At 61.9% G+C, this 23,179-nt stretch carries 22 protein-coding genes; 15 read left to right on the top strand and 7 right to left on the bottom strand.

Annotated elements, in window-relative coordinates:
• Window positions 1–128 precede the first annotated feature (128 nt).
• The 4 genes from RI103_RS21590 to RI103_RS21605 all read left to right on the top strand — a co-directional run bounded on the left by RI103_RS21590 (window position 129) and on the right by RI103_RS21605 (window position 5,114).
• Window positions 129–1,640: a sugar ABC transporter ATP-binding protein gene (locus tag RI103_RS21590; RefSeq protein WP_310817499.1), complete on the top strand. Its 1,512-nt coding sequence runs from the start codon at window positions 129–131 to the stop codon at window positions 1,638–1,640.
• Between the two features lie 17 nt (window positions 1,641–1,657).
• The gene (locus RI103_RS21595; protein ID WP_310817500.1) at window positions 1,658–2,683 is read left to right on the top strand and encodes an ABC transporter permease; all 1,026 of its coding nucleotides are present in this window, start codon (window positions 1,658–1,660) and stop codon (window positions 2,681–2,683) included.
• Window positions 2,684–2,768: 85 nt separating this feature from the next.
• The gene (locus RI103_RS21600; RefSeq protein ID WP_310817501.1) at window positions 2,769–3,707 is read left to right on the top strand and encodes an ABC transporter substrate-binding protein; all 939 of its coding nucleotides are present in this window, start codon (window positions 2,769–2,771) and stop codon (window positions 3,705–3,707) included.
• Between the two features lie 108 nt (window positions 3,708–3,815).
• Window positions 3,816–5,114, top strand: coding sequence for an L-fuconate dehydratase (locus tag RI103_RS21605; protein ID WP_310817503.1), 1,299 nt, complete (start codon window positions 3,816–3,818; stop codon window positions 5,112–5,114).
• Between the two features lie 173 nt (window positions 5,115–5,287).
• On the opposite strand, the gene RI103_RS21610 is transcribed toward RI103_RS21605, so the two are convergent.
• From RI103_RS21610 to RI103_RS21620, 3 genes are all read right to left on the bottom strand, one after another.
• Window positions 5,288–6,358, bottom strand: a complete 1,071-nt coding sequence (locus tag RI103_RS21610; RefSeq protein ID WP_310818531.1) for a rhodanese-like domain-containing protein — start codon at window positions 6,356–6,358, stop codon at window positions 5,288–5,290.
• 193 nt (window positions 6,359–6,551) lie between these two features.
• Complete coding sequence (locus tag RI103_RS21615; protein ID WP_310818532.1) at window positions 6,552–7,208, bottom strand: peroxiredoxin; 657 nt, start codon at window positions 7,206–7,208, stop codon at window positions 6,552–6,554.
• 326 nt (window positions 7,209–7,534) lie between these two features.
• Window positions 7,535–8,377 (bottom strand): DMT family transporter, encoded by an 843-nt coding sequence (locus tag RI103_RS21620; RefSeq protein ID WP_310817505.1) that lies wholly within the window; start codon window positions 8,375–8,377, stop codon window positions 7,535–7,537.
• Between the two features lie 230 nt (window positions 8,378–8,607).
• Between RI103_RS21620 and gcvA the strand changes: the two genes are divergently transcribed.
• The 8 genes from gcvA to RI103_RS21660 all read left to right on the top strand — a co-directional run bounded on the left by gcvA (window position 8,608) and on the right by RI103_RS21660 (window position 16,210).
• Window positions 8,608–9,516 (top strand): transcriptional regulator GcvA, encoded by a 909-nt coding sequence (gene gcvA / locus RI103_RS21625; RefSeq protein ID WP_310817506.1) that lies wholly within the window; start codon window positions 8,608–8,610, stop codon window positions 9,514–9,516.
• 267 nt (window positions 9,517–9,783) lie between these two features.
• Complete coding sequence (gene kdpF / locus RI103_RS21630; protein ID WP_007176795.1) at window positions 9,784–9,879, top strand: K(+)-transporting ATPase subunit F; 96 nt, start codon at window positions 9,784–9,786, stop codon at window positions 9,877–9,879.
• A complete protein-coding gene (gene kdpA, locus RI103_RS21635; protein WP_310817508.1) occupies window positions 9,876–11,684 on the top strand; it encodes a potassium-transporting ATPase subunit KdpA in 1,809 nt (602 codons plus the stop codon). Before kdpF ends, kdpA begins: the two co-directional genes overlap by 4 nt.
• A gap of 85 nt (window positions 11,685–11,769) precedes the next feature.
• Window positions 11,770–13,833, top strand: a complete 2,064-nt coding sequence (gene kdpB, locus RI103_RS21640) for a potassium-transporting ATPase subunit KdpB (RefSeq protein WP_310818533.1) — start codon at window positions 11,770–11,772, stop codon at window positions 13,831–13,833.
• A gap of 19 nt (window positions 13,834–13,852) precedes the next feature.
• Window positions 13,853–14,434, top strand: coding sequence for a potassium-transporting ATPase subunit KdpC (gene kdpC, locus RI103_RS21645; protein WP_310817509.1), 582 nt, complete (start codon window positions 13,853–13,855; stop codon window positions 14,432–14,434).
• Between the two features lie 20 nt (window positions 14,435–14,454).
• On the top strand, window positions 14,455–15,153 hold the full coding sequence (locus tag RI103_RS21650; protein WP_310817510.1) for a response regulator: 699 nt from the start codon (window positions 14,455–14,457) through the stop codon (window positions 15,151–15,153).
• Window positions 15,154–15,348: 195 nt separating this feature from the next.
• Entirely contained in the window at window positions 15,349–15,672 is a 324-nt protein-coding gene (locus RI103_RS21655) for a hypothetical protein (protein WP_310817511.1), read from the top strand.
• A 130-nt stretch (window positions 15,673–15,802) separates the two neighbouring features.
• A complete protein-coding gene (locus RI103_RS21660; protein ID WP_409077018.1) occupies window positions 15,803–16,210 on the top strand; it encodes a universal stress protein in 408 nt (135 codons plus the stop codon).
• An 18-nt stretch (window positions 16,211–16,228) separates the two neighbouring features.
• On the opposite strand, the gene RI103_RS21665 is transcribed toward RI103_RS21660, so the two are convergent.
• Together RI103_RS21665 and RI103_RS21670 are read right to left on the bottom strand one after the other, a co-directional pair.
• On the bottom strand, window positions 16,229–17,194 hold the full coding sequence (locus RI103_RS21665; protein WP_310817513.1) for a D-2-hydroxyacid dehydrogenase family protein: 966 nt from the start codon (window positions 17,192–17,194) through the stop codon (window positions 16,229–16,231).
• A gap of 138 nt (window positions 17,195–17,332) precedes the next feature.
• Window positions 17,333–18,259 (bottom strand): LysR family transcriptional regulator, encoded by a 927-nt coding sequence (locus RI103_RS21670; protein WP_310817514.1) that lies wholly within the window; start codon window positions 18,257–18,259, stop codon window positions 17,333–17,335.
• A gap of 344 nt (window positions 18,260–18,603) precedes the next feature.
• Here RI103_RS21670 and RI103_RS21675 point away from each other — a divergent pair, with 344 nt between their 5' ends.
• Complete coding sequence (locus tag RI103_RS21675; RefSeq protein ID WP_310817515.1) at window positions 18,604–19,935, top strand: MFS transporter; 1,332 nt, start codon at window positions 18,604–18,606, stop codon at window positions 19,933–19,935.
• A gap of 85 nt (window positions 19,936–20,020) precedes the next feature.
• The gene (locus RI103_RS21680) at window positions 20,021–20,770 is read left to right on the top strand and encodes an Asp/Glu racemase (protein ID WP_310817516.1); all 750 of its coding nucleotides are present in this window, start codon (window positions 20,021–20,023) and stop codon (window positions 20,768–20,770) included.
• A gap of 15 nt (window positions 20,771–20,785) precedes the next feature.
• Here the strand turns inward: RI103_RS21680 and RI103_RS21685 are convergent, their stop codons facing one another.
• Together RI103_RS21685 and RI103_RS21690 are read right to left on the bottom strand one after the other, a co-directional pair.
• Window positions 20,786–21,187: a nuclear transport factor 2 family protein gene (locus RI103_RS21685; RefSeq protein ID WP_310817517.1), complete on the bottom strand. Its 402-nt coding sequence runs from the start codon at window positions 21,185–21,187 to the stop codon at window positions 20,786–20,788.
• A gap of 37 nt (window positions 21,188–21,224) precedes the next feature.
• Window positions 21,225–22,346 (bottom strand): alkene reductase, encoded by a 1,122-nt coding sequence (locus tag RI103_RS21690; RefSeq protein ID WP_310817519.1) that lies wholly within the window; start codon window positions 22,344–22,346, stop codon window positions 21,225–21,227.
• 177 nt (window positions 22,347–22,523) lie between these two features.
• Here RI103_RS21690 and RI103_RS21695 point away from each other — a divergent pair, with 177 nt between their 5' ends.
• Window positions 22,524–23,129 carry a TetR/AcrR family transcriptional regulator gene (locus RI103_RS21695; RefSeq protein WP_310818534.1) on the top strand — a complete coding sequence of 202 codons (606 nt, stop codon included), beginning with the start codon at window positions 22,524–22,526 and terminating at the stop codon, window positions 23,127–23,129.
• Window positions 23,130–23,179: the final 50 nt, after the last annotated feature.

Consider the following 23,179-nt stretch of genomic DNA (forward strand, 5'->3'; position numbering starts at 1 on the left):
TGCGATTTCAACCGCGCTTTGCACCGTGATACCTGGCGGCGCCCGGCCAAGCGGCGCTCCACGCTTTTTCGATCCGCTCCTCGCAATGAGGCAAGCGGCGCTCGCGGAATTGTCATTCAATCCGCGTCATGAACCCGCTCATTTCCGTCAAACGGCTCAGCAAGCGCTTTCCCGGCGTGAGGGCGCTTCATGAAGTCCAGTTCGACCTCGTGGCGGGGGAAGTCCACGCGCTAATGGGTGAAAACGGCGCCGGCAAGTCGACGCTGATGAAAATCCTCGCCGGCGTGTACACCCGGGATACCGGCGAAATCCTCTACGACGGCCAGCCGGTCGATTTCCAGAGCCCGCGCGAGGCGCAGGCCGTGGGCGTCGGCATCATTCATCAGGAACTCCAGCTGATGAACCATCTGACCGTGGCGCAGAACATGTTCATCGGCCGCGAGCCGCGCGGGCGCTTCGGCCTGTTCCTCGACGAAGACAAGCTCAACGCGCAAGCGCACGACATTCTCGCGCGCATGCATGTGAATCTCGACCCGCGCGCGGTGGTCAGCACGCTTACCGTCGCGAAGCAGCAGATGGTGGAGATCGCCAAGGCTTTGTCCTTCGATTCGCGCGTCCTGATCATGGACGAACCGACCTCGGCCCTGAACGACGCCGAGATCGCCGAGCTGTTCCGTATCATCCGCGAGCTGAAGAACCGGGGCGTGGGGGTCATCTACATCTCGCACAAGATGGACGAGCTGAAGCAGATTGCCGACCGCGTCACAGTGTTGCGCGATGGCGAATATGTGGCCACCGTCGTGGCCAAAGACACCAGCGTGCAAGCAATCATCGGCATGATGGTCGGGCGAACCTTGACCGATGCCGCGCCTTCCCAGCACATCGCCAACCAGGGCGAAGTCGCACTCGAAGTCACCAATCTGAACGCCGGCCCGCTGGTCAGAGACGTGAGCTTCGCGCTGCGCAAGGGCGAGATACTGGGCTTTGCGGGCTTGATGGGCGCCGGTCGCACCGAAGTCGCGCGCGCGGTGTTCGGCGCCGATCCGATCGAATCGGGCGAGATCGTCGTGAAAGGCGTGAAGGCGACGATCAGGAATCCGAGCGATGCAGTGGCGCGCGGCATCGGCTATCTCTCGGAAGACCGCAAGCGTTTCGGCCTCGCCACGGGCATGAGCGTCGAATCGAACATCGTGATGTCCAACTTGCGCAAATTCCTGTCGCTGAACTTTTTTCTGCGCCGCACGCAGATACGCAAGACCGCCGCGCATTTCATCAATCTGCTCGCCATTCGCACGCCTTCCGCGACGCAGGAAGTACGGCTGCTCTCGGGCGGCAATCAGCAGAAAATCGTCATTGCGAAATGGCTCGAGCGCGACTGCGACGTGCTCTTCTTCGACGAGCCGACGCGCGGCATCGATGTCGGCGCCAAGAGCGAAATCTACAAGCTGCTGCGCGCGCTCGCCGACCAGGGCAAGGCAATCGTAATGATCTCGTCGGAACTGCCGGAAATCTTGCGCATGAGCGACCGCATCGTCGTGATGTGCGAGGGCCGCATCACCGGCGAACTTCCGGCGACGGGAGCCACCCAGGAGCGCATCATGCAACTGGCGACGCAACGCGAACCCCTAAACGCGGCGTGAGCCGCGAGAGATCTCTCATGACATTGCAATCGGATACGTCGGCGCTGGGGAATAAAAAGAGAGCCTCGGGCCTTCGAGCCCGCGTCTTCACGCCGACTGCTTTGCAAAAGCTGCTCGCCTTCGGGAGCCTGATCCTGCTGTTGGTGTTTTTCAGCTTCGCGTCGCCTGCTTTCATGCAGATGGACAACATGCTCGGCATTCTGCAGGCGACGGCGGTCAACGGCGTGCTGGCGATCGCCTGCACGTTCGTCATCATCACCGGTGGCATCGATTTGTCGGTCGGCACGTTGATGACCTTCACGGCGGTCATTTGCGGCGTATTCCTGACCTACTGGCATTTGCCGATGTGGACCGGCGTGCTTGCCGCGATCGGCACGGGCGCGATCTGCGGGACTGTTTCGGGCACCCTCACGGCGAAGATGAAGATACCGCCGTTCATTGCCACGCTGGGCATGATGATGTTGCTCAAAGGGCTGTCGCTCGTCGTCTCCGCCGACAAACCGATCTATTTCACCGACACCGAAAACTTCTACATGATCTCGCAGGATTCGCTGATCGGTGACCTATTGCCGAGCCTGCCCGTTCCGAACGCGGTCCTGATTCTATTCTTCCTGGCTGTGGTGAGTTCGATCACGCTCAATCGCACGGCGCTCGGCCGCTATACCTTCGCGCTCGGCAGCAACGAAGAAGCGGTGCGCCTGTCCGGCGTGAATGTCGACCGGTGGAAGATCGCCATTTACGGCCTGAGCGGAGCGATTTGCGGCGTCGCCGGTCTGCTCATCGCCTCGCGCCTGAATTCGGCGCAACCGGCGCTAGGCCAGGGCTACGAACTCGAAGCGATCGCGGCTGTCGTGATCGGCGGGACCTCGCTGAGCGGTGGCGCGGGCACGATTCTGGGCACGATCATCGGCGCGTTCATCATGAGCGTGCTGACCAACGGTCTGCGCATCATGTCCGTCGCGCAGGAATGGCAGATCGTGGTGACCGGCCTCATCATCATTCTCGCGGTCTACGGCGATATTTTGCGGCGCAAGAAAAGCTGACGCGACGCGGGGCAGGATAAGGAATGGAGCGCCATAAGCTCCCCAACGGCTGAAGTCGATAGCCCATCTTAGGAGGAGAAACACCATGTTGAAAAGAAAACTAATCGGTGTCGTGGTTGGTGTTGGCGCTCTCATCGGCGGGACGAGCGTGACGTATGCGGACACCTACATCCCGCTCATTTCCAAAGGCTTCCAGCATCAGTTCTGGCAAGCCGTCAAAGCCGGCGCGGAACAGTCGGCCAAGGAGCACAACGTCAGGATCACGTTCGAGGGCCCGGAAACCGAGGCCATGGTCGACAAGCAGATCGACATGCTTTCGGCCGCGCTTGCCAAGAAGCCTCAGGCACTCGGCATCGCCGCGCTCGATAGCAAGGCGGCTATTCCACTGTTAAAGCGCGCACAGGCCGGCAAGATACCCGTGATCGCTTTCGACTCCGGCGTGGACAGCGATATTCCACTGACGACGTGTGCAACGGATAACCTTGCCGCGGCCGCCCTCGCCGCCGACAAGATGGCCGAGGCGATCGGCAATGCCGGCGAAGTCGGCGTGATCGTGCACGACCAGACGAGCCGCACGGGTATCGATCGCCGCGACGGCTTCCTCAATGAAATGAAAACGAAGCACCCGAACATCAAGATCGTCTCGGTCCAGTACGGCGGCGGCGACCATTTGAAGTCGGCGGAAATCGCCAAGACGATGATTCAGGCCAATCCCAATCTCAAGGGCATTTTCGGGGCGAATGAAGGCTCGGCCGAGGGTGCCGCCATCGGCGTCAAGGAATCGGGCAAGAAGCTGGTGCTGATCGGCTACGACTCGGGCAAGGAGCAGAAGGACGACATCAATTCGGGTTTGATGGCCGGCGCCATTACGCAGAACCCGGTCGGCATCGGCAAGTGCGTGGTCGACTCCGCGGTGAAGGCGCTGAAGGGAGAGAAGCTGCCCAAGAAAGTCGACACGGGCTTTTACTGGTACGACAAGACCAATATGACCGATCCCAAGATCGCAGCAGTACTCTACGATTGACCGTCGTCTGTTAAGCGTCGAGAGGGAAGGGTCGCGGCGTCGTTCGATACCACGACCCTCTTTGCATTTAGAACGAAGTCGATGGCTGTCGTAGAGGAGCGTGTTCAGATGCCCACGATCACCAAACTGTCCGTCCGTGACATTCGGTTTCCCACTTCGCGTTCACTGGATGGTTCCGACGCGATGAACGCCGCGCCGGATTACTCCGCCGCCTACGTGACGCTCGAAACCGATTCGTCCGACGCGCTCACTGGCCACGGCCTCACCTTCACGATCGGACGCGGCAACGAAATCTGCGTGACCGCGGTGGAGGCGCTTGCTCCGCTGATCGTCGGCAAACGGCTCGAGGATATCGCGGCGAACATGGGCGCTTTCTGGCGCGCGCTGACGTCGGATAGCCAGTTGCGCTGGATCGGTCCGGACAAGGGCGCGATTCATCTGGCGACCGCCGCTGTCGTGAACGCGGCCTGGGATTTGTGGGCCAAAGCGGAAGGCAAGCCTGTGTGGAAGCTGCTCGTCGACATGAGCCCCGAAGAACTCGTGCGGTGCCTCGATTTCCGCTACGTGACCGATGCGATCACGCCGCAGGAAGCCATCGCGATGCTGCATCGTCATGCGACGACGCGGGCCGAACGCGAACAGGAAATGCTCACACGGGGCTATCCCGCGTATACGACGTCGGCGGGCTGGCTCGGTTACGACGACGACAAAATTCGCCGGCTCGCGCGTGAAGGCGTCGCGCAGGGCTGGACGCACTTCAAGCAGAAGGTGGGCGGCAATCTCGAAGAGGATATGCGCCGCGCTCGCATCCTGCGCGAAGAAATCGGCGAGGATCTGAAGTTGATGATGGACGCGAACCAGGTATGGGATGTCGACGAAGCGGTCGCGAACATGCGGCGCCTGGCGCAATTCGATCCGTGGTGGATCGAGGAGCCCACGAGTCCCGACGACATTCTCGGCCACGCGGCCATCCGCGAGCGGATTCGGCCTATCGGTGTCGCGACGGGCGAGCACTGTCATAACCGGGTGATGTTCAAGCAGTTGCTGCAGGCGCAGGCCATCGACTTCTGTCAGGTCGATAGCTGCCGCCTGGGCGGTCTGAACGAGGTGATCGTCGTCCTGCTGATGGCGGCGAAATTCGGCGTGCCAGTGTGCCCGCATGCGGGCGGTGTCGGTTTATGCGAGTACGTCCAGCATATTTCGCTATTCGACTATATCTGCGTGTCCGCGTCGCTGGAAAACCGGGTGCTCGAATACGTGGATCATCTGCATGAGCATTTCGTCGATCCTGTCGTGATCCGTAGTGGCCGTTATATGCCGCCGCAACGTCCGGGTTACAGCATCGAGATGCATGCGGCGTCGCTTGATCAATATGACTTTCCGGAGGGGGCTGCGTGGAAGGAGTGAGGCACTGGCTCCCCTGGCTCCCCTGGTTCGACGATTAACGCAACCCAACCTGCGGCTCGAAGCCGGGTTTCGCGCACAGCGCGAGCGTCTGCCGCGAAACCGCCGCGCCCGCGGCGCGCGGATACGCGGTAAACGGCTCGTTGCGAAGATCCTTGAATCAGTCGAAGACACCGCTACATACTGCCGTTTTCAACGACGCGCCCCTCCGCGCGCCAGCGCAGCATGCCGCCGGCAAGGTTGGCAACCCGCTCGAACCCGGCCTGCCGCAGCATGACCGTGGCTTGAGCCGACCGTCCGCCGGCCCGGCAGACCGTGACGATCGGGCGGTCCTTCGTGAGTTCGGCGGCGCGCCCGGAGAGCTCTCCCAACGAAATGAGCCTGGCTGACGGGATACGCCCCAGCGGTCCATTGAACTCGTCGGGCTCCCGCACATCGATGATCTCGACCGCGCGCAGATTTTCCTCGAGCCACTGCGCGTTGATTTCCCAGATGCCTGCGAAGCTGCATGTCAGCGGCGCCCAATCGGGCTCCGTCATCTGCGCGGGGACGCTCGTCGCCAGGCCGCATTTCAGGTTCGCGGGCACGGCTATGTCGATCTGCTTCGGATGCGGCAGGTGCAGGTTCTTCATGTAGCCGGTGAAATCGTCTTCACACAGTTCACCGCCAAGGCGTGGATTGAAGCGCCGCTCCTCGCCCACACTCGTGACCGTCAAACCGCGGTAGTCGTGTGCCGGGTAGAGCAGACACGCGGCGGGCAGTGTGAAAATCTGCCCATGCACCGCGCGAAACATGGCGTGCGCGTCACCGCGCTGGAAATCCGTGCGGCCAGTGCCTCTGATCAACAGGCAATCGCCGGTGAACGCCATGGTCTCATTGTCGAGTACGAGCGTGACGCAGCCATCGGTATGACCCGGTGTCGCGCGGACCGTCAGGTATCTCGCGCCGAACTCGACTTTGTCGCCGTGGCTCAGATAGCGGTCCGCGCCTTCGGCGCCGCTCGCGGCCGATATCGCAATCCGGCTGCCTATGCGGCGATTCAACATCCATGCACCGGTTACGTGATCGGCGTGGACGTGGGTGTCGATGGTGTAAAGCAGATGCAATCCGAGTTCTTCGATCAGGGCGGCATCTCGGCGCACCTGTTCGAATACCGGATCGACCAGCACCGCCGCTCGCGTCGTGCTATCGGCAAGAAGATACGTGTAGGTCGACGATTGCTGATCGAATAGCTGCCGGAAGATCAACACGATTTCGCTCCGCGGCCCGCTCCTGCGAGCGCTTGAAGATGACGGACCGCGCGGCCTCGCCAACCGCCGTGCAGGCAGTTAAATCGGACGCTGCCCCGCTCAGAAGGCCGGGCGCATCGATGCGCCCGGACTCACGTCGGGCGCCGGACTTCGCACTGTCCGGCGCTCGCCGCTCCAATCAAGGAGCGCTTTACTTCGGTTGCGCAACGTACCGCAGATAAGGCTTCACGGTTTTGAAACCCTGCGGATATTTTTGCATCGCGGCATCGTTGGAAACGGATGTGGGAATGATCACGTCTTCACCCGGTTTCCAGTTCACCGGCGTCGCCACCGTGTGCTTTGCGTTGAGTTGCAGCGCATCGAGCAACCGCATGACTTCGTCGAAATTGCGGCCGGCGCTCATCGGATAGACGAGCATGGCTTTGACCTTCTTGTCCGGTCCGATGAGAAACACCGAGCGTACGGTGGCGTTGTCCACTGCGGTGCGCGGGCCGCCGCCGCTCGCTTCGGGGTGGATCATGTCGTAGAGCTTCGCGACCTTCAGATCCGCGTCGCCGATCAACGGGTAGCCGACCTCGTGGCCCTGCGTCTCGGCGATATCCTTGACCCACTCCGTATGATCGCTGACGGGGTCGATGCTGAGCCCGATAATTTTCGTGTTGCGCTTATCGAATTCTGGCTTGAGGCCCGCCAGGTATCCGAGTTCCGTGGTGCAAACGGGCGTGAAATCCTTCGGATGCGAAAACAGGACCGCCCAATGGTCGCCAATCCATTCGTGAAAATGAATCGTCCCTTCGGTGGTTTCCGCGGTGAAATCGGGAGCGTCTTCTCCTAGTCGAATCGACATCATCAGTCTCCTTAAGTTGGGTGCACCAGGATTCGAGTGCCGCGGTCGGAGCGACGCTCGCCGGGCTACCTGGGTTGAATGGCGATGGGTCTGGCTCGAGATCTCCTCCAGCCGGTTGCACCGTACCGCGCTGGAGGACCATCTACGGGTGCAGCAGATTCAGAGGCTCGCCGAGTTAGCCGTGATGCCGGACAGACATCGGGACGCGCTGCGGGTCGCACCTATAGCGTAGAACAAAAAAGACTTTCGCAGTTGGCAGACTGTAGGGAGAATCCGCCGTGCCGGCAAAAAGCTTGCCTGCATTCAGAAGAAAGGAACTCGCCGCATCAAAGCCCCAGGCAAACTGCCCCGGCCGCGACGATCACGCATGCGAGCCAGCGCCATCCAGTCACCGCTTCCCGCAGGAACATGCGCCCGATCAGCACCGCGAACACCACGCTGGTTTCGCGCAGCGCCGATACCGTGCCCATCGCGCCCGACTGCATCGCCCAGATCACGATGCCATACGCCGCGATCGACACCAGGCCGCCGGCGAGCGACGAGCCGACGGCAATGGGCTCCGCTTGGACCCGTGTCCACAGCGCCGCGAGCCCGCGCATCGCGACGAACAGCACCGGCATCAGCCAATAGAACAGAAACATCCATGCGGTGTAGGCGAGCGCCTGGCCGCCGGATAAACGCACGCCGATGCCGTCGATCACGGTATAGAGCGCGATCGACGCGCCGGTCGCCAGCGCGGCCAGTGCGCCCGGGCGCGACACGCGCCCGCCCTGCAGCGCGAGCGCGATGATGCCGCCCGAGATCATCGCGATCCCGAGAGCGTGCACGGGGCCGATCGTCTCATGCGCGAAGAGTGCCGCGCCGAGCGTGACGAGCAGCGGCGACGAGCCGCGCGCGATCGGATATGCCTGCGCCAGATCGCCACGGCGATAGGCCCGCACGAGGCTGACGTTGTAGACGATATGCACGAGCCCCGATGCGACGATATATGGCCAGGCTGCGTCGGCGGGCCACGGCGTGAACAGGACCACGAGCGTGGCGACCGCCGCGATGGCGATGCTCATCCACGTCATGGACAGGAACCGGTCGCGGTTGCCATGCAGCATCGCGTTCCAGCTCGCGTGGAGCAGGGCGGCAAAGAGGACGAGACCGCCGGTATAACTGAGCATGCAGGTTCAACGCCGGAAAGAGTGCGGGAGATCATGCTCCACGTGCGCAAGCGCCACGTGCGAGCGCGAGATGTCAGCGGACCGGCCGCGCTGGAAAATGCCTTCCAGGTCCGCTCGGCGGCTGGTGACCGCCCACGCCAGGATCGGCGGCACAGCAAGAAGAATATCTATCTTGTCGGCGCGCGACAAACCAGATAAATTGCGGACTCGCGTTAGATAAACTCTTGCGAATGAAGCGAAACTTGCCGCCTCTCAATGCATTGCGCGCCTTCGAGGCCGCAGGCCGTCTCGGCAGCTTCAAGGAAGCCGCCGCGGAACTGCACGTGACTCACGGTGCCGTGAGCCAGCACGTGCGCGCGCTCGAAGCGTGGCTCGGCGCGTCGTTGTTCGAGCGGCACAACCGGCGCGTCGCGTTGACGCCGGCGGCGAAGGCCTATCTGACGGAAATCGGTCCTTTGTTCGAGCAGCTCTCGCAGGCCACCGCGAGATATGGTTTCCCCGAAACGGTCTCCCGGACGCTGTCCGTGAATGCGCCCGCGACATTCACATTGCGTTGGCTGGTGCCGAGACTGGCGAAATTCCGCGCCACGCATCCCGATGTGGACGTCAGGGTGGAGACGTCGAACGAGTCGCTGGAAAGTCTGAAAGAGACCTTCGACATCATCGTCCGGGGCGGCCCGGACACGTTCTATGGCTATTCGATGCGGCCTTTCCTGTCCGAGGAGCGAATCCCGGTTTGCAGCCCGGCGCTCATGCAGCGACTGCCGCTTCGAGCGCCCGACGACTTGCGGCAGCATACGTTGCTGCATACGTCGAGTCTTCCGCGTGTTTGGCCGGACTGGCTGACGAGTGCCAGGATTCCCGCACTCAGGCCGGCTGCCGCGCTGACCTTCGACCATTTCTATCTGACGTTGCAAGCGGCCGTCGACGGGATCGGCATCGCGATGGGGCCGACCGCGCTGGTCGCCGACGATCTCGCGGCCGGCCGGCTCGTCGCGCCATTCACCGGCCCACGTCTGCCGTCACGGAGCTATTGCACTTATGTTCCGGATGGGAAGTCGGCGGATGAGCTGATCGTGTTGTTCCGCTCGTGGCTCGAGTGCGAAGGCATGCGCTCACAAACGGAGACGGCCCCTTAGACGCGGCCTCACCGCGGCCTCGCGATGTCCAATCTGGCCATCCACGCACAACGTTTCCTCACACCAGGTCTACGTTTTTTACGAAACTCCGCGCTCTCTTAACAGTGCGTTTACGCGGAGTCTCCTAAATTCGATGGTGCGGAAATCCGTTGTGGGAGGCCACGCCATGGATCTGCTTTACCTCATTGCAATCGTTGCATTCAGCGGCCTCGTGGCCGCGTTCGTGGTTGGCTGCGACAAGCTTCGCCGTGCGCCGGGAGGCCGTCCATGACTACCTGGATGACCTGGCTTGCGGCGGCCTCGACGCTGATTCTGTTCGTGTACCTCGTCTACGCTTTGTTGCGCGCGGAGGCACTCGAATGAACTTCAACAACCTGTTTCAGCCCGGCGTTTTCATCGTCGTGCTGATCGCGCTCGCCATTCCACTCAGCCGCTACATGACGGGGGTGGTCGACGGTTCGTCCGTCGTCGTTCGCCGCATTGGACGGCCGGTCGAAACGATGGTGTACAAGCTGGCGGGCGTGGACCCCGAGGCTGAGATGTCGTGGAAGCATTACGCGCTAGCCGTACTGGTGTTCAACACGCTCGGCGTGCTAGCGGTGTATGTTTTTCTGCGCATCCAGCAATGGCTGCCCGCCAATCCGCAAGGCTTCGGCCCCATGACGCCGGACGCGGCCTTCAACACGGCAATCAGCTTCGTGACCAACACGAACTGGCAGGACTACACGCCGGAATCCACGGTCAGCTATCTGACGCAGATGGCGGCTTTGACGGTGCAAAACTTCTTGTCGGCCGCCACGGGTATTGCGGTCGTGGTCGCATTGATTCGCGGCTTTGCACGTCATACGACAGCGACGATCGGCAACTTCTGGGTCGATCTGACGCGTATCACGCTGTATATTCTCGCGCCGCTCGCGACTGTAATCGCACTCGTCTTCGTCAGTCAGGGGGTGATCCAGAACTTCGAATCGTACCAGGACGTGCCGACCCTGCAGGCCACGACCTACCAGACCCCGAAGACCGATGCCCAAGGCAACGCCGTCAAGGACGCGAAGGGCAATCCCGTGATGGTGGACAACAAGGCCGACAAGCAGACTATCGCAATGGGTCCGGTTGCGTCGCAGGAAGCGATCAAGATGCTCGGTACCAATGGCGGCGGCTTTTTCAACGGCAATTCGGCGCACCCGTACGAGAACCCGACGCCGTTCGCCAACTTCGTGCAGATGATCGCGATGCTGCTGATTCCGGCTGCGTTGTGCCTCGTGTTCGGCCGGATGGTCGGCGACCGGCGTCAGGGCTATGCAGTACTCGCCGCGATGACGATCGCTTTCGCGGTGGCCTGCTGGGGTGAGATTGCATCGGAGCAGAGCGGCAATCCGTTGTATTCGACGCTGCATGTCGACCAAAGCGCGTCGGCCACGCAGTCCGGCGGCAACATGGAAGGCAAGGAAACCCGCTTCGGAATCGCGCAATCGGGCATCTTCACGGTCGCGACCACGGCGGCTTCGTGCGGCGCGGTCCTCAATACGCACGATTCGCTCACGCCGATGGGCGGCTTCGTCCCGCTGCTGCTGATCGAACTCGGCGAGGTGATCTTCGGCGGTGTCGGCTCGGGCCTCTACGGCATGCTTGTGTTCGCGTTGCTGGCGGTGTTCGTGGCCGGGTTGATGATCGGGCGAACGCCGGAATACATCGGCAAGAAAATCGAATCGTACGAGATGAAGATGGTGTCGATCGCCGTGCTGCTGACGCCGCTGCTCGTGCTGGTCGGCGCGTCGATCGGCGTGCTGGCGGCCGCCGGCACGGCGGGTATCTCCAACCCAGGGCCGCACGGCTTCTCCGAGGTTCTCTACGCCTACAGTTCCGCGGCCAATAACAACGGCAGTGCGTTTGCCGGCTTGTCGGTGAATACGCCGTTCTATAACTCCACGCTCGCCATCGCCATGTGGTTCGGCCGCTTCGGCTCGATTGTGCCGGTGCTGGCGATCGCCGGCTCGCTCGCCGCCAAGAAACGTATCTCCGCGACCGCCGGGACCTTGCCGACACACGGCCCACTGTTCGTCGTGCTGCTGCTCGGCACGGTGGTGCTGGTCGGCGCGCTGACGTATGTGCCGGCCCTCGCGCTCGGCCCTGTCGTCGAACATCTGATCATGGTTGCAGGACATTGACTGAGAGGACAGCATGACTAACGGACTCCAACCACCGGTTCATCAGCCGGGCAACATCGGTCAGGCACGCAACGCCGCGCGCTCGATGTTCGACCCGGCCATTGCCCGGCCGGCGCTGGTCGATTCGTTCAAAAAGCTTGCGCCGCGCCACCAGTTGCGCAATCCGGTGATGTTCTGCGTGTACGTGGGCAGCATTCTGACGACCGTTCTCTGGATCGCCGCGCTCGCGGGCCAGGCCGAGGCGCCTGCCGGTTTCATTCTCGCGATCGCGCTCTGGTTGTGGTTTACCGTGCTGTTCGCCAACTTCGCGGAGGCGCTCGCGGAGGGACGCTCGAAAGCCCAGGCCGCGTCGCTGCGCGGCGCGAAGCGCGACGTCATGGCGAAGAAGCTGCAAGACTCCCATCCCAAGTCACCCATCCGCATCATGACCGCGACCGATCTGCGTAAAGGCGACGTCGTGCTGGTCGAAACCGGCGACGTGATCCCGGCGGACGGCGAGGTGATCGAAGGCGTGGCATCGGTCGACGAATCGGCGATAACCGGCGAATCCGCGCCGGTGATCCGCGAGTCGGGCGGCGACTTTTCGTCGGTGACGGGCGGCACGCGCGTGCTGTCGGACTGGATCGTCGTGCGGGTCAGCGTGAATCCGGGCGAGGCGTTCCTCGACCGCATGATCGCGATGGTGGAAGGCGCGAAGCGTCAGAAGACGCCGAATGAAATCGCGCTGACGATTCTGCTCGTCGCGTTGACGCTCGTGCTGCTGTTCGCGACCGCCACGCTGTTGCCGTTCTCGATGTTTTCGGTCGAAGCGGCGAAAGCGGGACATGTCGTCACGATCACCGCCCTGGTCGCGCTGCTGGTGTGTCTGATTCCGACCACCATCGGCGGGCTGCTGTCGGCCATCGGCGTGGCGGGCATGAGCCGCATGATGCAGGCGAACGTGATCGCCACTTCAGGGCGCGCGGTGGAAGCGGCCGGCGACGTTGACGTGCTGTTGCTCGACAAGACCGGCACCATCACGCTCGGCAACCGCCAGGCGTCGGCTTTCACGCCGGCGCCTGGCGTCACCGAGGAAATGCTCGCCGACGCCGCGCAACTCTCCTCACTCGCGGACGAAACGCCGGAAGGCCGCAGCATCGTCGTGCTCGCGAAGCAGCGCTTCAATATCCGCGAACGCGACATGCACGCGTTGCAGGCCACCTTCCTTGCGTTCAGCGCGCAGTCGCGCATGAGCGGTGTCGATCTGCCCGACCGCCAGATTCGCAAGGGCGCGGCCGATGCGATCAAGCAATTCGTTGAAAACCATGGCGGCCGCTTTCCCGCTGAACTGACGGCGGCGGTCACGGAAATCGCGCGGCGCGGCAGCACGCCGCTGGTGGTCGCCGAGAAAAGCCATGGCGAGAGCGCCGCACGTTGCATGGGCGTGATCGAGTTGAAGGACATCGTGAAGGGCGGCATCAAGGAGCGCTTTGCCGAACTGCGCAAGATGGGCATCAAGACCATCATGGTGACGGGCGACAACCGGCTGACCGCGGCAGCCATCGCCGCCGAAGCGGGGGTGGACGATTTTCTCGCGGAGGCCACGCCGGAAGCCAAGCTGACAACAATTCGCACGCATCAGGCCGAAGGGCGCCTCGTGGCCATGACCGGCGACGGCACTAACGACGCCCCCGCGCTCGCGCAGGCGGATGTCGCGGTGGCCATGAACACCGGCACGCAGGCCGCGAAGGAAGCGGGCAACATGGTCGACCTCGATTCGAATCCGACCAAGCTGATCGAGATCGTGGAGATCGGCAAGCAGATGCTGATGACGCGCGGCTCGCTCACCACGTTCTCGATTGCCAACGACGTCGCCAAGTATTTCGCCATCATCCCGGCGGCATTTGCGACCACTTATCCGCAGTTGCGCGTGCTCGACGTGATGCATCTGAGTTCGCCTTCGTCGGCGATTCTGTCGGCGGTGATTTTCAACGCGCTGATCATCGTGGCGCTGATTCCGCTTGCGCTCAAGGGCGTGAGGTACCGGCCGTTGGGCGCCGCGTCGCTGTTGCGCCGCAATCTTCTGATCTACGGGCTCGGCGGGATTCTGCTGCCGTTCCCGTTCATCAAGCTGATCGATATGGTGCTGAACGTGTTCGGCTGGGTTTGACCGCAACGGAGTGGAGATCATGAAAACGCTGATTCGCCCGGTACTCGTCCTGTTCATCCTGATGACCGTGATCACGGGCGTGATCTATCCGGTCGTCGTCACGGCCCTCGGGCGCGGTGCCTTCGCGGCCCAGGCCAGCGGCAGTCTGATCGAGAAGAACGGCAAGCCGGTCGGCTCGACACTGATCGGTCAGCAGTTCGACGCGCCGTACTATTTCTGGGGACGCCTGTCGGCCACCAGCCCCATGCCGTACAACGCGCAGAGTTCGGGCGGCTCGAATCTCGGGCCGACCAACCCCGCGCTCGCCGACGAAATCAAGGGCCGTCTCGATGCCTTGAAAGCCGCGGGTAACGACATGTCGCAACCGGTGCCGGTGGATCTGGTGACGTCCTCGGGCAGCGGGCTCGACCCGCAAATCAGCCCGGCCGCCGCAGCCTATCAGGTCAAACGCGTGGCGAAAACGCGGGGTCTGACCGTCGATCAGGTTCGCGATCTTGTCGCCGGCAATACGCAGGGGCGGCAGTTCGGCATTTTCGGCGAGGCGCGCGTGAACGTGCTTCAGCTCAATCTTGCGTTGGACGACCTCAGGCCCATGCATTGACGTCGACGCTCGCGGCCTCTATGAGGGACCCCACCATAACAGTCGTTGTGATAGACGATGACAGAACCATAAGCCGGTTCATTCGCGCGCACCTCGAAGCGGACGGGATGAGCGTGTTCGGAGCGCAGACCGGTGCAGAAGGCCTGGCGCAGGCCGCGACGCGGCTGGCGGATCTGGTCATTATCGATCTGGCGTTGCCTGACATGGACGGCCTCGACGTGATCCGGCAGTTGCGCGCCTGGTCGGCGATGCCGGTGATCGTTCTGTCGGCGCGCAGCCGCGAGGAAGACAAGGTCGCCGCGCTCGACGCCGGCGCCGACGATTACCTGACCAAGCCGTTTGGATTGCCCGAGCTAGGCGCACGGATTCGTGCCCACTTGCGCAGGCAAGCCGCATGCGGGAGGCGCGGCTCGCCGCAGGTCCAATTCGGCCTGGTCACGGTCGATCTTGGCGAGCGGCAAGTGCTGCGCGATTGCCGTGTCGTCCATCTCAGTCCCATCGAATACCGGCTTCTCTCAGCGCTGGTGCGTCATCCGGGGCGGGTATTGACGCATGCACAACTGCTCGGCGAAGTATGGGGTCCGTTGCAAACCGATAACCACCATTACCTGCGCATCTACATGGGACATCTGCGGCACAAGCTCGAAAGCAATCCGGCGCGCCCCGAGCACATCATCACCGAATCGGGCGTGGGATACCGGCTGGTCGGCGTGAGGTGAAATTCACACAATATTTACGGCATCTCCAGCAATCGTTGCGTGGTCTTTACTGCGCACTTCGTATAGTGGGTGACTGGCTTTGCGCTGCAAAGAGAAGAACCGATCTATTGGAGTCGATATGGCATTCAAACAAACGAAGGGTAGCGTGACTGTCGAGTTCGGCGTGTGACATCCATGACTCCCTCAAGAAACGCAATGATGTTCAGGGGCCTGTGCAAGGTGGTGGCCATCGCCTTCGTCACCAACCAGCTTCTGACGACGATTTTCACGTATTTCGCGCAGCAACTCGCGTCCGCGCCACCGCATGAAGCCGTTTGGCTTTTCAGCTGTGTGACTTGCGGGATGGTGACGTTATGGCTGCAGGCCGACGCGCGGCGCGCATTCGGCTTGGCGCGCGCGACGGGATTCGTGAAGAAGGGCGGCGCGGGCATGCAGGACGTGCAGATCGCGCAGGATTGCCCGAAGCGGTGGCTGGTCATCCTGCATATCGAGTTGAATCCCGCGGCGATACAGAGCTAGCGGGGCGGCACGTCGAGTTGGCCGTATCGATGTCATTGCGCCCTCAAGGTCTCGTACTTTTACACCGCATTAACAGTGCTTTAGCTAAGCTGAAAGCGGTACTCACCTCCAGGAGTTCTGGATGATACGAATGCTGATCCCCGTCCTCGACCGCGGCGGTGCGGTCGAAGCTGCGCGCTATGCTGCGTTCATGTTTATCGAGCACGGCGTCACGGAGGTCGAACTACTCGAAGTTCTCGAGCCCGTCGCACAAGGGCGTGCGGCAGCTTTCCACACCTGGAGTTCACTGGTGCGCGACGAGAAGCACGCCATGCTGACGGCTTTGATCGACGCTCGAACCATTCTCGATGAAGCAGGGGTGCCATACCGCTGGAAGCGCGTCTTCGGTCACCCCGCCAAGGCGATTGCCGACTATGTCGCCACGACCCGGCCCGACGTCATGGTGATCGACGCCAGTCGTATGGGTTTCTTCCGCAGGCTCGCCATGCTCGCGTCTTTATCGAGGCGAACGGTCACGCCGGTGACAATGGTTCACTGAAAAGCACCATTTCCTCCGTTAGCCTTGCGCGGAACCTCCGCTTTCATCAAGCCACTGAACGATATTGCGTACCGTATCGCCATAGAAAGTGCGATATAGCTCCTTCGATACATATCCGACATGAGGCGTCGCGAGCACGTTGGGCAACTCGCGCAGCGGATGCGGATTGTCGAGCGGTTCGACGTCGTAGACGTCCAGCGCGGCGCCGGCAATCTGACCGGTCGTGAGTGCCGAAAGCAGGGCAGCGGAGTCGACGATCGGACCTCTCGACGTATTGATCAGCCGGCTCGTGGGTTTCATCTGCGCGAATTCCGTTGCACCGACCAAACCTGCGGTTCGCTCACTGAGCCGCACATGGATCGACAGGAAATCTGCCGTGGAGAACAGCACGTCTCTGCTGACTCGCTGCACGCCCTTTTCCGCGGCGCGTTCCTCGGTGAGGTTCTGGCTCCACGCGATGACGTTCATTCTGAATGCCCGCCCGATGATACCGACAGCCGAGCCGACGCGGCCAAGACCCAGCAATCCGAGCGTCTTGCCCGAGAGTTCATCGCCAAGCGAAAGCTGCCAGCCTCCCTGACGCAGTGACTGGTTCTCGAGCGGAATATTGCGGGCCATCGCGAGAATCAGCGCCCACGTCAGTTCGATCGTCGGCGTGGACGAATAGCCCGTGTGACGAATCTCGATGCCGCGTTCCGCAGCCGCATTCTGATCGATCGACGTATTCCCTGCGCCGGTCGAGGCAATCAGCTTCAGGTTCGGCAGGCTTTCGATGATCTCGCGGGGCAACGGTGTGCGTTCCCGCATCACGCAGACGACGTCGAATGGCTGCAGGCGCTGGATCAGGAGCTCGATATCGGCGACGTGGTCATTGAATACCGTCACGTCCGCGCGGTTCTCGAGGGGCGACCAGTCTGCCATGCTCAGCGCGACGTTCTGATAATCGTCGAGGATCGCCACCTTGATAGGGGATTGGGGGTTCATGTTGCGCACTCCAGGAGTTGATACGCTTGGTACCGTGATCTGAACTTCGGAACTGAATGCTATGAAACCCGGCTGACGACGTAAATCAACAACTCGCGACGCCACCCATCGCCAACCGCGATGGCGCAGTCGGTGCGCTCACGAGTCGTTCCGATGATGCGCTTCGAGGTGATCGACCAGCATGCGCGCAGGAAGCGGCAGGGTGTCAAAATTGCGCGCAATGATTGAGAGCGGCCGCAGCGACCAGGGTTCGTCAAGCTCGACGACGCGAAACGGCGCCGAATGCACATAAGGTGTCACGCTTCCCGTCGGGAGCACGCCGATGCCGAGTCCCGCGCTGACCATGTTGCGCACGCCCTCGAAGCTTGTCACCTCGATGCGTACGCGTAGCCGTCTGCCGTCACGTTCAGCGGCGGCGCGACACAATTTGGAAATGGACGTCCCGTACGGCATGCTGACGAAGTCGTCCTCCAGCACCTGCGCGAAGCTCACGCTTGCGCGCCCCGCGAGCCGATGATCCGCCGGCACGATCACGACCAGCTTGTCCACGCTGTACGGGCGCCACTGCAGATCGCCGAGGGAGTCCTCGGTGGCCGCGCAGATGCCGAGATCGGCGACGCCGCTTGCGATCGCCTGCACGACCTCATCGCTCGACTTTTCGACCATGTCGATCCCCACGTTCGGATTGGCGCGTAGAAAGGAGCGCAGCACGCCGGGCAGATACTGGACCATGGCGGTAAAGTTCACATAAATGCGCGTATGGCCCCTCAATCCCGCCGAATATTCGGACAGTTCGTCCGAGATTTGCTGCAGGTGCTCGCCCAGCCGCTTGGCGTGATGATAGAGCGCCTCGCCCGCAGGTGTAGGTTGAACACCGCGGCTATGCCGGTATAGCAGCGGCGTGCCGGCGTCGTCTTCGAGATCCGATACGCGCTTGCTGACGGCCGATGCCACGATGTGCGTGCGGGCCGCCGCCGCGGCGATGCTGCCTTCCTCGATGACCGCCACGAAAATGCGCAGGGACTCCATGTCGAGTCGCAACGGCCGATCTGCTGAAACGCGCATCCTCACTCCTTCTGGTGGAAAATCCGGCCGGTTGGCACCCATCGCGTTTGGCGATGCCTGTATTGAACATTGGGAAGTTTTCAATAAGCCCGGCAACCGGCATCCTGTGTGTCATGGAGGCGATCCTCGCAGATCAGCTCAGGACGCGGGGCCGCCGGCGTGCATCGCGATTTTATGTCGAGGGTGGCGGCGCTGTCCTGGCCAACGCCGGTGGAACATGGTACACCGCCGTCAATCGCAGGATATGTTGCAGCGCCGCGCGTACCGGCGCTGTGAGGCCGGACCGCCTGAAAACTCTGTTGAAAATATGAAGGAGACGAGAGATGGAACAGAAGCAGCTAGCTATGAGTTCGCGAACCCACTGGTACGACGGTCTCACGACGATGCACTGGCGTGTACTGAAAGCCAGTTTTCTCGGCTGGATTTTCGACGGCTACGAGGCACTGGCGCTCGTCGTTGTTCTTGGGCCGATGCTGCATTCGGTGCTGTCGCCCGCGCAAGCCGCGTCCCCCACGACTTACGCCGGTCTGGTAATCGGCATCACGTTGCTCGGCTGGGGAGCTGGCGGTCTGATCGGCGGGATTCTCGCGGACTATGTCGGACGCAAGCGGATGATGCTCTGGTCCGTATTTCTCTATGCCATGTTTTCGGGGTTGACTGCGTTCTCGCAGACTTTCTGGGTGTTGTGCGGGCTGCGTTTCCTTACCGGCCTCGCAATGGGCAGCGAATGGAGCACGGGCGTTGCGCTGCTGTCGGAAACCTGGCCGGAGCGGGCTCGCGCGAAAGGGGCCGGCTTCCTGCAATCGGGCTTCGGCTGGGGCACGCTGATCGCGGCGGTCGTGTGGTATGCGCTTTCGTCAATGCATCCGTTGGGTGCCGAAACCTGGCGGCTGATGTTCGTGCTCGGCGCAGTCCCGGCGTTCTTTGTGCTGTACATTCGCCGCGGAGTCAACGAGTCGGAGAAATGGCAACGCGCGGTGCGCGAGAAGCGCTGGAGCGCGACGAGCGCCGGGCAGGTTGCAGGCGACGCAGCCGCATCCGGGAAGCGGCCGTTCACGCTCACGCAGCTGTTCAATGAGCCCGAAGCGCTGCGCCGCACGCTGCTCCTGCTCGTGCTGTCGATCGTCACGACCGTCGGCTGGTGGGCCATTTCAAGCTGGCTGCCGACCTTCACCGTTTCGCTCGCCAAAGCCGAGGGGATCCCCGACGCGTTGTCGTGGGGCTCGAAGATATCGATCGTCTACACCGTTGGCGCGATTGTGGCCTACATGATCGCCGGTTTCGTGGTGGATGCCATCGGGCGGCGGGCCTTTCTGTCGCTGACGTTCGTCGGTTCGCTGATCACGACGTTCATCACATACAAGCTGACGACAAGCGTCGAAGCAATGATGGTCGTGGCGCCGATCAATGGTTTCTTCACCCTGGGCTGTGCCTATGTCTGGATGGCGATCTACCCCTGTGAGCTCTTCGGTTCCAGCGTGCGTTCCACTGCGATCAGCTTTGTGTTCAATGCGGCGCGCCTGATCGCGTGGGTCTTCCCGATCATCGCGGGCAGCATGATCAAGTCGTTCGGTGGTGTGTCGCAAGCGGCGTTGGCACTTGGCTCCGTGTATCTGCTCGGTATCGTGCTGCCCTGGTTCTTGCCCGAGACGCGTGGCGCGGGCATGCCGGACTGAGGCAGAGATCTTCCGCGCCGATCAGGATGTCATGAGAATCCTTTAATAGTTTTGGATGCCTAACGTTATTTCGGAGATTTGAAAAATGCCTCAAAATTTTCGTATTGGACAGATCGTTCCAAGTTCGAATACGACCATGGAAACTGAGATTCCCGCCATGTTGCGTGCCCGTGAAGCCATCCGCCCCGAGCGGTTCACTTTCCATTCGAGCCGGATGAGAATGCACAAGGTCACGAAGGAGGAACTGGTCGCGATGAACAAGGAAGGCTTGCGCTGCGCGGCGGAACTTGCCGACGCTCGTGTTGATGTCATGAGTACGGCGTGCCTGGTCGCGATCATGGCGATGGGGCCCGGCTATCATCGTGAAACTGAACGCGAACTGTTGGAGGTTGCGCGTGCCAATCATTGCCTCGCGCCAGTCATGACGTCCGCGGGAGCTTTAGTGGAAGGTCTGAAGATCATGGGCGCTCGTCGGATTTCGCTGATGGCGCCGTATATGCGCCCGTTGACTGATCTGGTTGTCGCTTACATCGAAAATGAAGGAATCGAGGTCATCGATTCGCTCTGCTTTGAAATTCCCGACAACCTCGAAGTCGGTCTGCGCGATCCGATGCAACTGGTCGACGACGTTCGGCGCCTGAACACGGAAGGCGCGGACGTCGTGGTGGCGTCCGCGTGCGTCCAGATGCCTTCATTGCCGGCGATCCAGCGTATCGAAGACATGTTGGGAATCCGCACCGTCTCGACTGCTGTGTGCACGGTGCGGCGCATGCTGGATCATCTCAAGCTGGAGCCGGTTGTCCCCGGCGCGGGCGCGTTGCTTTCCGGCGCGTGATCGGCAACGGCCGAATCAGCCCGGAAAACTAGTCCCGAACATGGGCAGGCCGCTATTCGATTCGGCTTCGGTTGCCTCGTCCTGCAGCACGTCCCAATGCTCGGCAAGCACGCCGTCCGCGATGCGCAGGATGTCGGCAGCAATCCATGCGGCGGGACGCCCATGACCTGAAAAGCGCCCGTGCACGATCACGTAATCGCCATCCGCGACGATCACGCCGGGTTCGTATCGCAACGTCGGAGGTACGGTCTTGACCAGGTTGAACAGACCGTCACGCCCCGGTGCAATATGCGCGCTGTGCTGGATATAGTCGGGCGACCAGAAACGCTCGGCGGCGGCGTAGTCGCGTCGGTTGAAAAGCGTGTCGAACGCTTCGAGTACAAGGGCCTTGTTGGCTGCTTCGGTCGTGCTGGTCATGATGGTTCTCCTGAGAGGTGGGTGGCGTGCCGGCGCGTCATGCCGGCACAGCCTGAAAAGACGGATAGTCGGTGTAGCCCTCGGCTGTCGCGCCATAAACCTTCGGCCAGTCGATTTCGGCAAGCGGCGCATCGGCGGAAAAGCGCGCCGGCAGATCCGGATTCGCAATGAACGGTCGGCCAAAGGCGACCATATCGACCAACCCTGCTTCGACCAGCCGATTGCCGCGTGCACGATCCATATCCACGCTAGCGATGATGTTGCCGCGGTAGAGGTCGCGGAAGTGGCGGAACATGCCGTCTCCGGCCAACGCGGCCAGCGGCGTTGCCGACAGGTCGGCCATTGCGCCCATCAGCAGCAGATGAGAGAGATCGAATTCGTTGAGCCGGCCGATGACATATTCGAAAGTGGCAAGCGTTTCCTCATTGGAAACGAACGCGCCGGTCTCCGATGTTGCAGGTCCCGTCTTGATGCCGGTGCGCTGCGCCCCGACTGCCTCGACCACCGTTTCCACGACCTCGAATAGAAAGCGCGCCCGGTTCTCCGTCGAACCACCGTATGCATCAGTACGCAGATTGGTGCGAACGTTGAGGAACTGATTGAACAGGTAGTGATAGCCGCCCTGGATCTGCACGCCGTCAAAGCCGGCCGCGATCGCATTACGCGCAGCGTGGCCAAAATCGGCAACCGTGCGGCGGATCTGGTCCCTTTCCATGGAGCGCGGGACCACCGTGTCCTTGCGGCCGTCCGCCGTCACGCTCTGCTGCTCGGGATTGACCGCGGAAGCGGACAACGGCGCCTTGCCGCCGTGGAAGTCCGGATCCCCCAGCGAACCGGTATGCCAGAGTTGCGCGGCGATCCGGCCGCCCGCGCGATGCACGGCGTCCGTCACCACGCTCCAGCCACGCACCTGGGCTTCGCTCCAGAGTCCGGGCACGTCTGCCCAGCCGACCGCCTCGGGGCTCACGAAAACGCCTTCGCTGACAATCAGCCCCACCGAGGCGCGCTGCGCATAGTACTCGGCGTGCACGCCTGTCGGCACAAGCCCGGAATTGGCTGCGCGCATGCGCGTCAGGGGCGCCATGACGACGCGGTTGGGCAAATCGAGGTTTCCCAAGCGGATTGGTTTGAGCAGGGGCTGATTGGTGTCCATGTTCATGGATATTTCCTACGACGTTTGAAGGGTTCACCCAACATGATGGTGATCGACATCGAGTTTGATGGCCCGATCATGAAAAGTCAATGTCGATCACCATTGTATTTCTCGAAGACGGCTATAATCGCGCTGACAACGGCGTGGGAGCATTGAACGATGGGCGTTTCAAAACAGCAGGCGATGCAGAACCGAAAGACCATCATTGCGGCTTCGGAGAAGTTGTTCCGTGCGCATGGAATCGACGGTGTTGGTCTGAGCGCGCTGATGAAGGCCGCGGGCTTTACGCAGGGCGGGTTCTACAATCACTTCGAATCGAAGGAGGCGCTGGCCGCCGAGGTTGTGGCGACTGCGATGGACAAGTCCAACCGCGACCTGCAGGAAGCGATTGCCGTGCCGGTCGAGCCGGGCGGGAACCGCTTGAAGCGACAGCTGGACTTTTACCTGTCCGGGACGCATTGCGACGATATCGAACAGGGTTGCGCGATAGCCGGCCTCACCGCGGACGTGCGCCGACTTGGCCATGAAGCACAGTCGCCCTTTGCAAGCGGCCTGCAGACGATGCTTGAAACGTTGACAGCGCTCGTCGCGGAACAGCGCGCCGAAAGCGGAGATACGGACGAAGCGCGCCGCGAGGCAATTGCGCTCTACAGCGAGATGGTCGGTGCGCTCATCCTGGCGCGGGCAGTAGCCGGCGCCAATCCCCTGCTCGGAGAGGAAATACTGAACGCCAACCGTCAGACGCTTCTCAGGAAGTTCGCGCTGGAAGCGGGGCAGGACAAGCGCTGACTTCCGGCATGATGAAGCGCATTGGACCGCGCGAACTCATGCGGGAAGGA

The organism is Paraburkholderia sp. FT54 (assembly GCF_031585635.1).
Lineage (GTDB): Bacteria > Pseudomonadota > Gammaproteobacteria > Burkholderiales > Burkholderiaceae > Paraburkholderia.

What these genes read in the sequence shown, in the direction of transcription:
- RI103_RS21660 (WP_409077018.1), top strand. Translation starts at nt 15,803, where the DNA reads ATGCTGATCCCCGTCCTCGACCGCGGCGGTGCGGTCGAAGCTGCGCGC.
- gcvA (WP_310817506.1), top strand. Translation starts at nt 8,608, where the DNA reads ATGAAGCGAAACTTGCCGCCTCTCAATGCATTGCGCGCCTTCGAGGCC.
- kdpC (WP_310817509.1), top strand. Translation starts at nt 13,853, where the DNA reads ATGAAAACGCTGATTCGCCCGGTACTCGTCCTGTTCATCCTGATGACC.
- RI103_RS21595 (WP_310817500.1), top strand. Translation starts at nt 1,658, where the DNA reads ATGACATTGCAATCGGATACGTCGGCGCTGGGGAATAAAAAGAGAGCC.
- RI103_RS21685 (WP_310817517.1), bottom strand. Translation starts at nt 21,187, where the DNA reads ATGACCAGCACGACCGAAGCAGCCAACAAGGCCCTTGTACTCGAAGCG.
- RI103_RS21590 (WP_310817499.1), top strand. Translation starts at nt 129, where the DNA reads ATGAACCCGCTCATTTCCGTCAAACGGCTCAGCAAGCGCTTTCCCGGC.
- RI103_RS21615 (WP_310818532.1), bottom strand. Translation starts at nt 7,208, where the DNA reads ATGTCGATTCGACTAGGAGAAGACGCTCCCGATTTCACCGCGGAAACC.
- RI103_RS21690 (WP_310817519.1), bottom strand. Translation starts at nt 22,346, where the DNA reads ATGAACATGGACACCAATCAGCCCCTGCTCAAACCAATCCGCTTGGGA.
- kdpB (WP_310818533.1), top strand. Translation starts at nt 11,770, where the DNA reads ATGTTCGACCCGGCCATTGCCCGGCCGGCGCTGGTCGATTCGTTCAAA.
- RI103_RS21675 (WP_310817515.1), top strand. Translation starts at nt 18,604, where the DNA reads ATGAGTTCGCGAACCCACTGGTACGACGGTCTCACGACGATGCACTGG.
- RI103_RS21670 (WP_310817514.1), bottom strand. Translation starts at nt 18,259, where the DNA reads ATGCGCGTTTCAGCAGATCGGCCGTTGCGACTCGACATGGAGTCCCTG.
- RI103_RS21600 (WP_310817501.1), top strand. Translation starts at nt 2,769, where the DNA reads ATGTTGAAAAGAAAACTAATCGGTGTCGTGGTTGGTGTTGGCGCTCTC.
- RI103_RS21620 (WP_310817505.1), bottom strand. Translation starts at nt 8,377, where the DNA reads ATGCTCAGTTATACCGGCGGTCTCGTCCTCTTTGCCGCCCTGCTCCAC.
- RI103_RS21605 (WP_310817503.1), top strand. Translation starts at nt 3,816, where the DNA reads ATGCCCACGATCACCAAACTGTCCGTCCGTGACATTCGGTTTCCCACT.
- kdpF (WP_007176795.1), top strand. Translation starts at nt 9,784, where the DNA reads ATGACTACCTGGATGACCTGGCTTGCGGCGGCCTCGACGCTGATTCTG.
- RI103_RS21695 (WP_310818534.1), top strand. Translation starts at nt 22,524, where the DNA reads ATGCAGAACCGAAAGACCATCATTGCGGCTTCGGAGAAGTTGTTCCGT.
- RI103_RS21680 (WP_310817516.1), top strand. Translation starts at nt 20,021, where the DNA reads ATGCCTCAAAATTTTCGTATTGGACAGATCGTTCCAAGTTCGAATACG.
- kdpA (WP_310817508.1), top strand. Translation starts at nt 9,876, where the DNA reads ATGAACTTCAACAACCTGTTTCAGCCCGGCGTTTTCATCGTCGTGCTG.
- RI103_RS21665 (WP_310817513.1), bottom strand. Translation starts at nt 17,194, where the DNA reads ATGAACCCCCAATCCCCTATCAAGGTGGCGATCCTCGACGATTATCAG.
- RI103_RS21650 (WP_310817510.1), top strand. Translation starts at nt 14,455, where the DNA reads ATGAGGGACCCCACCATAACAGTCGTTGTGATAGACGATGACAGAACC.
- RI103_RS21655 (WP_310817511.1), top strand. Translation starts at nt 15,349, where the DNA reads ATGATGTTCAGGGGCCTGTGCAAGGTGGTGGCCATCGCCTTCGTCACC.